We start from the raw sequence: 12,480 nt of genomic DNA, 5'->3' as shown, positions 1-12,480 counted from the left end.
ATGCAAATGCAGCTTTGCTTAGTCCTGATCCTTGCCACTTGGTGAACAGCTTGTAATATTCGTCGTTGCTAATCTTTTTCATGACGCAAGATTACAACCCAAACAGAAATCAGAAAATATGGGGTTTATCGGACGGATACGAATTTGGAGGTCATTTTAAATTGACATATCTGTGTGCTAAAGTTAAGGCATGGTAACAAAAGCCTGCTTCATTCGATTGAAGCAGGCTTTTTTGATGATTTACCTTTTTGCAATTGGAGCAGCTATACAGCTTTCAGGGATATCAAAAGCATCGGTAAGTGCCAGTGCATTCTTCCTCACATCCCAGCAAAGTTGATTGACTTCTTTACGAATCGCTTTTGTTTTGATACCTTCCATGTAGCCTTGCTCAAGATACCACCCTCTATTTTTTTCTATGGTGTGCAACGCAAACAATTGACAAAGTTGCTCCAAAGCTTTTTGAGTGCCTTGATCTTTTGTTTCCATCACTACTTTTTGAAATTCTTCCAAAATTACCCTTTCGATGTAGGCTTGGCCAACATTGACCAAATGATGCTGCACCACATTGAAGGCATCAAATGAATCCATTCCTTGATCAATGTGTCTTTTTATACGTTGTGCGGCGCTTGATAAGATGGCTCTTTCTCGATACTTGAATGCACTCAGATGAAAATCCATGTCCAATAGGTGTGTTTGATCTGTACTTCTTACAATCAGCGGATTTTTTTCAGTGATAGTCGTTTTTGCTTGATTAGCTACGTAATTGAAAATTGTGAACATATTGATGTCACTAAACTCCTGTCTAAACTCAGTCAGTCTATTTTTAGCAACTAACTGCATCAAGACTACATTGTCTCCCTCAAAAGTTGTGTAGACATCTGTGTCGTTTTTGAGTGCATCAATTCTGTTTTCGGATAAGTACCCTTTGCCACCGCAAGCTTCCCTGCATTCCTGCAAGGTGGCTGTTGTAAACCAGGTTGTATAGGCTTTCAATCCAGCAGCTAAGGCTTCTATTTCTTGTGCATCTTCTTCAGATCTATCCAGAAATCTCTGCGTAAGGTAGCGTAAGGCAAAATGAAGTGCATAAGTGGTAGCTAAAGGCGGCATAAGCCTGCGTTGGTGCATTCTATAGTTTAGAATAGGTACTTCCTCACCGCCCTCTGGACCAAATTGTTTACGTTTTTCCCCATGTCGGATGGCGATGGTTAAGCCAGTTTTGGAAGCTGAAAGAGCAGACCTAGGAATACCAATTCTACCTCCGACCAAAGTTCCAAGCATGGTAAAAAACCTCCTATTATCAGAACTGATTGGACTTTCAAATTCCCCAGTTTCATTAACTGAGGAAAATCTATCTAGCATGTTTTCTTTAGGGATTTTGACTTGGTCAAAATAGATCACACCATTATCTACACCATTTAGCCCCATTTTTCTTCCACAATCCTCAATTCTTACTCCCGATATCAGGTTTCCTTTACTGTCACGTAAAGGAACAATAAAGGCATTGACACCAAAGTCTTCTCCATCAATGATCAGTTTGGCGAATACGGTGGCCATTTGACCATGCATAGCTGCATTGCCAATATATTCCTTCCTAGCATCTGGATTGGGAGTATGAATGGTGAAGGTTTTTGATTGGTGATTGTAGGTAGCTGTTGTTTCAAGCCCTCTGACATTGGAACCGTGTCCTGTTTCTGTCATTGCAAAGCAGCCAGGTAACTTCAAGCTTCCTACATCTTTGAGATATTTTTGATGGTGTTTTTCTGTACCAAGGAAGAACACACTCATGCCCCACAGCCCAAATTGGACTCCAAATTTGATGACCATACTCAAATCGTGGTAGGAAAGCGTTTCCATTATGGTGAAATATCCTTCCATATCATCCTTTCCATTAGCAAATTTTGGGAAAGCCCATGCGCCAAAGCCCTGTTTCGCCAATTCCTGACACCACAATAAAGTTTGCTCTCGTTGCGCTGTCAAACTTTCAAATTCTTGGAAAGCAAATGAAGGATCCGAAATGACAGTCTTGACCCTTTTGATTAAATCTACCTGTCTTCCATCCAAAATCTTGGTCATTTCCTTGACCTCAAAATTTTGCTCTGCATGATGTGAAGTGGTGATAGTTTGATGGCCAGCTTGGAAACTGTACCTGGCTTCTTTACCCAAGAGACCTAGTAACTCTTCCGTTTTCTCAAAACTTTGAATTGTCTTCGGGATGAAGGAGATATCACTAGCATATTTTGTTGCTAGAGATACCCCAATTTCTGTTAAACTTGTTTCAGAATTGAGCTGAAGAGATTTGATTTCTTTTCTCCATGCTTTCAGCTCTTTAGGCTTTGGAGGATTCTGTGGATCTAATTGCTGAAGCAACCAAGTCTTCTCTTTTTTCTTTAGCCAATTTTGCTTGTTGACTAAGGTTTCCATTTCTTTGATCTCAGTCGGTGTAAGTACACTATCAGCCCATAAGGTGTAGTATATTGGGAGGAAAATTAAAAGTTTTGGGTTTTCCTGAAGAAAATCTGAATGTAGCATAGGAATGTAGTTGGTTCTATTAAATATACTGAAAAATACGTTCAAAGTTGTCTAGGAGTTAATTCATTCTTTTTATAAACAATCAATGGTCAATTGGGTGATAACCTATAATTTTGAGCCAAGATAAACTGAATCAGCATCGTGCCAGATAAATTTATAGCTTTTCAACATGCCATCGAGAGTTACGAAACTCCGGAGATTTTTAACTATCCATTTTATTATGAACCTTCACCTATAGCCAAACTAGCAGCGATTCAACTGCAAGATTATTTGACGCATCAACAGGATTGGAAACATAATTTTGGATTTGATCCAGATGACGAAAGCTTAGCAATTGGTAAGATGTTTGGCGTATTGGTGGTCAAAAAGCCAAATGGGGAGATTGGTTTTCTAGCTGCGTTTTCAGGAAAGTTGGCAGATAGCAATCATCATCAATATTTTGTTCCTCCTGTTTTCGATATGTTGGCAGAAGATGGCTTTTTCAAACAAGAGGAAGCAGTCTTGAATGCCCTAAATACAAAAATTGAGGAAATTGAACTTGACAAAGACTTTTTAGATGCTCTGGATAAATTGAAGCAGCTGAAAATGCAAGCAAATGATGAAATCTTTGCTGGTAGAGATCAAGTGAAGCAGGCACAAAAGAGAAGGAAGGCCCTCCGTACGGAAGCTTCAAAAACACTATCATCCGAGGAATACGAAACCTTGATGGAAGTACAGCGAGAAGAAAGTCTACGCATGCAGTATTTTCAAAGGGTTTTGGAAAAAGAATGGTTGGACAAGATCACTTTAAAGGAAAAGGAAATAGAACCACGTCAAGAATTGATCGCAAGATTGAAATCAGAGAGGAAAGAAAGGTCACAGCAATTACAAGATCAACTTTTTGATCAGTATAAGTTTTTGAATGCGAATCAAAAATGGAAAAGTTTGAAGCAGATATTTAAAGAAGAATTAAATCTCCCCATTCCTGCTGCGGCAGGTGAATGTGCTGCACCTAAGTTACTCCATTATGCTTTCAAACATAGTTTACAACCAATAGCCTTGGCTGAATTTTGGTGGGGGAGACCGCCTAAGTCTGAGGTGAGAAAGCATGGAGAATTTTACCCTGCTTGTAGGTCTAAGTGTGAGCCTATTTTGGGGCATATGCTGCAAGGCTTGCAAGTAGAAGAAAACCCCATGCTTAAAAATCCTGCTGAAGGTAAGCAATTGGAGATCATCTATGAAGATGATGCTTTGATGGTCATCAATAAGCCAGCGGAATTTCTATCTGTACCAGGTAAGCATATCAGCGACTCTGTTCAAAAACGGATTAATGCGCTTCATCCAGGTGCTGTGCTTGTGCATAGACTGGATCAGAGCACTTCAGGGATTATTCTGGTAGCTAAAACAAAAGTAGCCCATACACAGCTCCAAGCACAATTTATCAAAAGAACAGTTACAAAACGTTACATCGCTTTGCTGAATGGCATTGTTTCACCTAAGCAGGGGTTGATTGATTTACCTTTAAGGGTAGATTTAGACAATAGACCCAGACAAATGGTATGTTATCAATATGGTAAATCTGCAAAAACAAAATTTGAAGTAATAGAGATTATAAACGGGCAAACAAGGATTTCCTTTTTTCCAATCACAGGTCGGACGCACCAACTCCGAGTCCACGCAGCACATCCAAGTGGATTGGGAACACCGATCGTTGGTGATGATTTGTATGGGCAAAAAAGCAATAGGCTTCATCTTCATGCAGCTTACCTAGAGTTCACGCACCCCAATTCCAAAGAGCGAGTGAGTTTCCAAGTGGAATCTCCTTTCTGAATTTATCTTCTATTATCCATTAATGTAAAAATCCCTTTTGAATGGGCTTTTATTCCTTATTTTTAACACCTAATCTTAAACGTTAACTATGAAATTCATAAAAATTTATTTGAGTTTGCTCTTGAGCGGAATCATGGGGATTGCTTCTGCCCAAGATGCACCAAATTGGCTGAGGCACTCAGCTATCTCTCCCGATGGTTCCAAGATTGCCTTTACATACAAAGGAGATCTTTATACTGTTCCAACCAATGGGGGAAAAGCTACACAGTTGACCTTCCACGAAGCTCATGACTTCATGCCAGTGTGGAGTAAGGATAGTCAGAAGATTGCATTTGCATCAGACCGATATGGCAATTTTGATGTTTTTATCATGGATGCAGAAGGCGGTTCGGCAAGCAGGTTGACTTATCACTCCAATGACGAAATGCCATATACCTTTTCATCAGATGGCAATCATGTGATTTTTGGGGGAGTCAGACAAGATTTAGCTGAGCATAGACAATACCCTACGGGCTCACAACCCGAATTGTACCAAGTACCTGCCAAGGGTGGTCGCGTAGATCAGGTATGGACGCTACCAGCAGAGTATGTAAAAGTAAGTGCTGATGGCAAGAAGATGATCTACCACGACAAAAAAGGTGGAGAAAATGAATGGAGAAAAAGACATCAGTCTGCAATTACGAGAGATATCTGGGTTTATGATAGTGAAAGCAATACCCATAAAATGTTGACTAGTTTTGGTGGTGAAGACAGAAACCCAGTTTTTGCTCCAGGAGATAAGGATATTTATTACCTCTCTGAAGAAAATGGAAGTTTCAATGTTTTCAAAATGAACTTGGAGAATCCAGCTCAGAAAAAGGCATTGACTGAATTAAAGGATTTTCCAGTGAGATTTTTATCTATTGCAGACAATGGATTGCTATCATTCTCCTATGATGGAGAATTATACACGATGAAGGAAGGTGAGAGTCCTAAGAAGGTTGAAGTAGCTATCAAAACACAGCCAATCAGTAATTCAGACAGCTTTATATCTATCAATGGTGGAGTTAGAGAAATGTCCATCTCACCTGATGGAAAGGAAATTGCCTTTATCGCTCGAGGGGAAGTTTTTGTAACTTCAGTAGATGGTGCATTGACCAAGCGAATTACAAGTACACCAGAGCAGGAACAATTTGTTCAGTTTGCGCCAGACGGTAAGTCCATTGTCTATGCTAGTGAGCGAGATGGCAAGTGGACGATTTATCAAGCCAAGAAAGTTAGAGATAAAGAAGAACCATTTTTCTTTGCGAGTACATTGATCAAAGAAGAGGTCTTGGTGTCAAATGAATTTGATAATTATCAGCCTCAGATTTCTCCTGATGGAAAAAAGTTAGCTTATATCGAAGGCAGAAGGAGCTTGAAAGTAATGGATTTGGCTGATAAATCTACTGTGACCTTGATGGGTCCTGAGCATTTGATGCATATGAGGGATGGTGATCAGTATTTCAATTGGAGTCCAGATAGTAAGTGGTTGCTAGCATCATATAGACCCACCATGGCCAATGGTGAAATCGTATTGTTAGATGCCACAGGTAAGAAACCAATGGAAAACCTGACCAAGAGTGGTTATGGGGATAGAAGTGCCAAATGGGTAAACGGTGGCAAGCAGATGCTGTGGTTCTCTAATAGAGATGGTCTGAAAGGTTTCGCCACAAGCGGAGGTGCACAAAATGATGTTTATACCTTGTTTTTCACCAAAGATGCCTTTGAGAAGTTCAGCCTGAGCAAAGAAGACTATGACCTGATGAAGGAAGTAGAAAAAGCCAATAAAAAAGGTGATGATAAAAAGGATGAGAAGAAAGACGACAAAAAAGTCGAGGATCTGAAATTCGATTGGGAAGACCTCGTAGACCGTAAGGCTAGACTTACCATACATTCATCTTCATTAGGAGATGCAGTATTGGACAAAGATGGTGAGAAGTTATATTATTTGGCGAGATTTGAAAAAGGCATGAACCTATGGAGTACAGACCTGCGCACCAAGGAGACCAAAATGGAGTTGAAGCTTGATGCTGGAGGTGGAAGCTTGGAATGGGATAAAGAGATGAAAAACCTTTACCTGCTCAGTGGTGGAACCATCGCTAAAATCACTAATAACGGCACCAAAAGAGAAGCGATCAGAATTGCAGGTGAAATGAGCATGGATACCGAAGCAGAACGAGCTCATCTTTTTGAACATATCAAGATCAGAACCAAAGGGGTGTTCTACACACCTGATATGCATGGAGTAGATTGGGATGCGCTTACAGCATCCTATGAAAAATATCTCCCTCACATCGGAAATGGATACGAGTTTGCAGAGATGCTTTCCGAATTGATAGGTGAGTTGAATGTATCCCATGCAGGAGCTAGATACAATAGAAGTGTACCTCAATCTGATGCCACTGCATCCTTGGGGATTTTCACAGATTACGCACATAAGGGAGATGGCATCAAGATTACAGAGATCATCAAAGGCTCGCCACTTGATAAGTCAGACTTAAATATCAAAGCTGGAATGATCATCGAAAAAATCGATGGCGAAACAATATCTGCTGATAAGGACGTTGCCCAATACTTCAATAGAAAGGCTAATAAGTTTACTTTATTGGAAGTAGTGGATCCTAGCAACAATAACCGCCAGCAAATAACTGTAAAGCCAATTTCTTTGGGTGAAGAAAACAGGTTATTATACACTCGATGGGTTAAAAAGAATCAAGAAGAAGTGGAGAAGCTTTCAGACGGTAAGTTAGGCTATGTCCATATTCCTGGTATGTCTGATGGACCTTATAGAAACACCTATGAAGAAATGATGGGCAAATTCCACGATAAGGAAGGTGTGATCGTAGATACCAGATTCAATGGTGGTGGCGATTTGGTTGCGGATTTGGCCATGTTCTTTACTGGAGAGAAATTCATTACTTATGCCACTGAAGATAGAGAAGTAGGATACGAGCCTACTTTCAGATGGACTAAGCCAACATTAGCCATGTTCAATGAAGCAAATTATTCAGATGGACATTGTTTCGCTTGTGGTTATACTGATTTGAATATTGGAAAAACAGTAGGAATGCCTACTCCAGGAACATGTTCTTTTGCTGGTTGGGAATCGTTACCTGATGGGACAAGATGGGGTGTAGTGCCTATTTCTGCCAAAAACAAAGCTGGAGAGTGGATGGAAAATAACGAAACTGCCCCTCAGTTTCAAGTAAAAAACATGCCTGGTCAAATAGATAAAGGTGTAGATCAACAATTGGAAAAAGCAGTTGAAGAGTTGCTAAAGGATGTGAAATAAGATGTTTATAATCAATTGTATATGTGATCAGATTTCAATTATTGAATGAATCAAAAAAAAGCCTGATCCACGGATCAGGCTTTTTTATATCATTTCTCAAAAAGTCAATTTGGATTACCTCAAGAAGTTTTCTCAAGTCTATATTTAGAAGCCAATTCACCTTCAATTCTATTACCATCTATATCTAGATGGAAAAGTACATTTTCACCAACAAAGTACTGATTTGGAACATCTTCTTCATTGAGCGTGATGGTGTTGCCATCATCATTCCAAGTAAAGGTGCCACCGCTTTCTATAACTTTTTGATCACCTTTTCCTAGGTATATTACTTTTTTGACATAGGAGTTACCGCTTCCTAATTCTATAATTGTTTCTATACCTTCACAATCTGCACAAGGGAGCACGCCTTTGTAAATCCCCATAAAATCTAATGAATTCATTGCAGTATGATGGTCGATAAAGTCTTCAGGCATTTCACCTGTTTCAAACATTTCGTCATCTATCACAAGATTTTCTGTCTCTTTAGACTTTTGGCAAGCCGTTACGATTAAAGCTAGTAACAAAGCCAATCCGAAATTTAAGAATTGCTTTTTCATAGTTTTTTTATTGTATAAAAAGGTTGTTTGTTATAATCGGTAATTTAATCAATTTTCTTTGGAAAATGTGAATGCTCAATTTCCCTGTTTTTGATCAGTTAGTTATTATTAATCGGATTTTTAAACCTTTCAGCATTTGTTTTAAACCAATAACATAAAGGTAAAGTAAGTGGACATTCTATTTGACTAGTGGTTTGAGTAAGGATGGTGGAAAATCTAATTTTGTAATTGATTCAAACCTAATTCAAAACCTAGAGTTTATCATTCATTCAATTAACAAAATGCTTAAAAGTACTTTTCTCCTTCTCGGCTTTCTTCTATTGCTCTCGTTTACGAGTATCGCACAATCTATCAGTGGTAGGGTAGTCGATAAAAACACCAAAGAGACGCTGCCTGGCGCTTACGTTTTCATCAAATCTGAGTTCAATGAGACTATCGCCTCTACATTCACAGATGGAAATGGTGTGTTTACCTTCAAGAAACCTACAATTAATACTTTCAACATTGAAGTGACTTTTGTTGGGTACACCAAATTCACAAAGAAAATTGACAGTTTAGAAAACAATAATCTTGGTGATATTGAGATATCTGAAGATGGGGAATTGTTAGAGACTTTTGAAATCAAGGCACAGATTCTGACTGGTGAAGTCAAAGGCGATACTGTGGCATTCAATGCCAATGCATTCAAAACACGCCCTCAAGCCAATGCTGATGAATTGATTAGAAAAATGCCTGGTGTGGTCATGCGAGGTGGCACGATTGAAGTTCAAGGGGAAGTAGTCGGAAGGGTATTGGTAGACGGAGAACCTTTCTTTGGGGACAATCCTGCAATGGCTATGGCCAACCTCCCGGTGGAAATCATAGATAAAATTGAATTTCTAGACCAAAGAAGTGACCAAGCTATCCTTACAGGATTCGATGATGGAAATACGATAAAAACCATCAATATCATTACCAAAAAAGAAGTGAAGTCTGGAATGTTTGGAAGAATATCAGGTGGATACGGTACTGATAATAATTACATTGGAAGTGGTGCTTTAAACTTCTTCAATGGTACAAGGCGTACAACAGTTCTTGGTCTTACTAATAATATCAATCAGCAAAATTTCTCTTCTGACGATCTTTCGGGGGCATTTGGAGAAGACGGTGGACAAGCTGGAGGTGGCGGTAGAGGCGGAAATGCACTTCAAACATGGGAGAGGCCAGGTATCACTGTTACCAATGCTCTGGGCGTAAATTTTTCTGATAAATTTGATGAAGGCAAAGCTAAATTTACAGGTTCTTATTTCTTCAATGATAATAGAAATACACTAAATAGAATATCATCTAGAACCTATATACTCCCTAGCGATAGTTTACAATTGTATGACCAAGAGACCAATAATATCAGTAATAGTCGACGCCACAGATTGGACATGAGGGTGGATTATGATATTACTGATAAACATGCGATCATCTGGCGTCCTAGATTCAATTATCAAGAAAGAGACTATATCAATACTACTGTAGCCCAAAACCTTTTTGATAGAGACAATCCAATCAATGAAATTGTTAACACGACTTCAGGTTCTAGTAATTGGTTCAGTTTTGACAATGATTTCACATATAGGTATAAGTTTGCAAAACCGGGAAGAGTACTTTCCACCAGTGCCACTACCAGATTGAATAGTAGTGATAGAGAAAGTAGACTTACTTCTGTCAATAGGGATTTCAGCACCAATCAGATTGACAGCCTGATTCAGAATACCATATTCAATTCTAATAATTTCAATTATAGAGTTAGGTTTGATTACAATGAACCTATTTCTGAAAAATCTCAACTGAGATTACAGTATAGTATTGGAAATGATATAGGAAGAACTGAACAGGATGTAAGGCAAAGAGATGCAGAGTCTATGAACTTTCAATTGGACTCGACCTTATCTAATACCTTTGAAAATACCTATTTGCAGCAACGAAGTGGAATAGGATACCGATTCAATAATGAAAAGTTCAGAATCTTTACATCTGTGGATTACGAGGTTTCAAATTTGGATAGCGATAGGATCTTTCCAGGTTTTGAAAATACCCAAAGAACTTTCAAAAATGTGATTCCAAGAGCAGTGATCAATTTCAATGCTTCTGAAAAAACGAATATCAGACTAGATTATAGAACGAGAACAGATGCACCATCCATAAGACAGTTGCAAGAAGTAATTGATAATAGAAATCCAATCCAGATATTTTCGGGTAATGCCGACCTTGTTCAAGAGTACGAACACAGGCTATTTGCCAGGTTGAGAAAAATAGACACTGAGTCTTCAAGATCGTTCTTTATGTTTGTGTCAGGCTCAACGAGAAATAATTACCTCGGTAATTCTACGCTTGTAGCAGCACGGGATACCTTGATAGATGGGGAAGTACTATTGAGACAAGGGGGACAATTTAACAAGCCCGTCAATTTAGATGGTTATTGGGATGCAAGAACTTACATGTCTTTTGGTTTTCCGTTATCAGCATTGAAAAGTAATATCAATATCAGCACAAGGGTAAATTATTCTAACAGGCCTGGTTTGATCAATGATCAATTAAATATCAACAAAAATTTCGCTGTGGGTCCAGGAGTTGGAATCAGTAGTAATATCAGCGAAAGGGTAGATTTCAACCTATCGACGGAAGGTAGCTTCAATACAATTCGAAGCAGTATTCAGACATCTTTGAATAATAATTTTTATACTCAAAACACAAGACTGGATCTTTATTGGCAGTTTCTTGGTGGTTTATTCATCAGCTCCAATATGAATCATATGGTGTTCCAAGGACTAGGAGATGGTTTTGATAGAACAATCATGCTGATGAATGCTGATATAGGTTATAGGTTTGGGGCCAAGGAACAGCTCGAAGCCAAATTGACCATATTTGATCTTCTCAATCAAAATACTGCCATCTCAAGGGATGTGACCGATGTATTTATCCAAGATCAGAGAACTAATGTGCTAACCAGGTTCGTCATGTTGAGTGTGACTTATAACTTGAGAAGTTTTGGAGGTAGAAACAAAGTAGAGTAGCTATTATTAGCCAATTCGGATATAAAAAGTTAGGCATGTCCGCAATTATACCACTTATCAAATTAAATATGAGCTTTGGTTAGCAGATACTAATAGATATTGGCTTGAAGTCATAGGTTAATTCCACTCTTTAAGTTCCACCGGGAAGAAAGTGGATGATCATGAAATATAAAATGAATGCAAAGCCATTTCCTACCTAACAGGAAATGGCTTTGTGATTTTTTCTCTCACCATTTCTTTAAGTGATTCCCCACAGAGCACCATGCAAGCAATAGCAAGCAGTAAATCCTTGATTACCCTTAAGAATATCATTTGCAACGAAAAACCGTCCCTTATTTCCATAAATGCCAAAATTGCAACTACAATTAGAAAAAAGACAGCTGCTAAGCCAGCTCCAATCGCACCTAGCTTTGGTTGTTTGAAGTGAGTCAAAATAAGACTCCCAATGCACAATCCTAAAAGCATAACAATGCTTCCCATTAATATATTTCCATTTGAACTCAATGCACCCCACAGGTTAATCAAACCGAAATAAATGAAATAGAAGGCTATTCCATATCTCAAAATCATTTTAGCTTTTCTTTCTACGCTGAGTATATTGTCTATCATAGTGTTTGGGGTTTACCAGTCATTTTCTCTTTTGATATGATTCCATTCTGACTTCAGAATGCTGTAATAAATAGTGTCTCTTCTTCTTTCCTTAGTCATCAGTGTATGACTTCTGAGTACACCCTCTTCGATGGCTCCGATGTTTCTTAGCGCTTTTCTTGCTTGTGAATTGAGTACGTCAGTTTTGAATTCTACCCTTTCCATGTAAAGCTTTTCAAATGCGTAAGTAAGCATGATTTGTTTGACTTGGGCATTGATTCCGCTTCCTTGATGTGATTTAGCTAACCATGTCCACCCGATCTCGATTCTGCGATCTCTCAAAGCATAATTGCCAAATGCACTTGAACCCAAAATAGTATTTGTAGCCTTATCTATAATCACAAATTGCAATCTTTCTCTTTTGAAAGCAGGACGAGCCCAGTCGGACAAGGTGTCTATATGGGATAGGTCGTGGGTATAAAATTTCCACATATCAGGCTCTTGAGTCAACTCAAGAAGTTGATTTAAATCATTTTCTAAAAGTGGTCTCAATAACAAATGGTCACTTTCAAGCTTTAAATTAAAGTCAATTTGCATA

At 38.7% G+C, this 12,480-nt stretch carries 7 protein-coding genes; 3 read left to right on the top strand and 4 right to left on the bottom strand.

Annotation, left to right across the window (positions count from 1 at the left end; translation table 11 throughout):
* Nucleotides 1-240: 240 nt before the first annotated feature.
* Complete coding sequence (locus BW935_RS17360; RefSeq protein WP_076503051.1) at nt 241-2,529, bottom strand: acyl-CoA dehydrogenase family protein; 2,289 nt, start codon at nt 2,527-2,529, stop codon at nt 241-243.
* 141 nt (nt 2,530-2,670) lie between these two features.
* Between BW935_RS17360 and BW935_RS17355 the strand changes: the two genes are divergently transcribed.
* Both BW935_RS17355 and BW935_RS17350 read left to right on the top strand, forming a co-directional pair.
* Nucleotides 2,671-4,338, top strand: a complete 1,668-nt coding sequence (locus BW935_RS17355) for an RluA family pseudouridine synthase (RefSeq protein ID WP_076503050.1) — start codon at nt 2,671-2,673, stop codon at nt 4,336-4,338.
* Between the two features lie 88 nt (nt 4,339-4,426).
* Entirely contained in the window at nt 4,427-7,651 is a 3,225-nt protein-coding gene (locus tag BW935_RS17350) for a S41 family peptidase (protein ID WP_076503049.1), read from the top strand.
* Nucleotides 7,652-7,770: 119 nt separating this feature from the next.
* Here the strand turns inward: BW935_RS17350 and BW935_RS17345 are convergent, their stop codons facing one another.
* A complete protein-coding gene (locus BW935_RS17345) occupies nt 7,771-8,247 on the bottom strand; it encodes a copper resistance protein NlpE (protein ID WP_076503048.1) in 477 nt (158 codons plus the stop codon).
* Nucleotides 8,248-8,528: 281 nt separating this feature from the next.
* Between BW935_RS17345 and BW935_RS17340 the strand changes: the two genes are divergently transcribed.
* Entirely contained in the window at nt 8,529-11,294 is a 2,766-nt protein-coding gene (locus BW935_RS17340; RefSeq protein WP_076503054.1) for a TonB-dependent receptor, read from the top strand.
* A gap of 192 nt (nt 11,295-11,486) precedes the next feature.
* Here the strand turns inward: BW935_RS17340 and BW935_RS17335 are convergent, their stop codons facing one another.
* Complete coding sequence (locus tag BW935_RS17335) at nt 11,487-11,903, bottom strand: hypothetical protein (RefSeq protein ID WP_076503047.1); 417 nt, start codon at nt 11,901-11,903, stop codon at nt 11,487-11,489.
* A 12-nt stretch (nt 11,904-11,915) separates the two neighbouring features.
* Complete coding sequence (locus BW935_RS17330; protein ID WP_076503046.1) at nt 11,916-12,479, bottom strand: GNAT family N-acetyltransferase; 564 nt, start codon at nt 12,477-12,479, stop codon at nt 11,916-11,918.
* Nucleotide 12,480: the final 1 nt, after the last annotated feature.

The organism is Belliella pelovolcani, from assembly GCF_900156785.1.
Classification (GTDB): domain Bacteria; phylum Bacteroidota; class Bacteroidia; order Cytophagales; family Cyclobacteriaceae; genus Belliella; species Belliella pelovolcani.
This window is presented reverse-complemented; position numbering and strand designations above follow the sequence as displayed.

What these genes read in the sequence shown, in the direction of transcription:
- BW935_RS17350 (WP_076503049.1), top strand. Translation starts at nt 4,427, where the DNA reads ATGAAATTCATAAAAATTTATTTGAGTTTGCTCTTGAGCGGAATCATG.
- BW935_RS17340 (WP_076503054.1), top strand. Translation starts at nt 8,529, where the DNA reads ATGCTTAAAAGTACTTTTCTCCTTCTCGGCTTTCTTCTATTGCTCTCG.
- BW935_RS17360 (WP_076503051.1), bottom strand. Translation starts at nt 2,529, where the DNA reads ATGCTACATTCAGATTTTCTTCAGGAAAACCCAAAACTTTTAATTTTC.
- BW935_RS17330 (WP_076503046.1), bottom strand. Translation starts at nt 12,479, where the DNA reads ATGCAAATTGACTTTAATTTAAAGCTTGAAAGTGACCATTTGTTATTG.
- BW935_RS17345 (WP_076503048.1), bottom strand. Translation starts at nt 8,247, where the DNA reads ATGAAAAAGCAATTCTTAAATTTCGGATTGGCTTTGTTACTAGCTTTA.
- BW935_RS17335 (WP_076503047.1), bottom strand. Translation starts at nt 11,903, where the DNA reads ATGATAGACAATATACTCAGCGTAGAAAGAAAAGCTAAAATGATTTTG.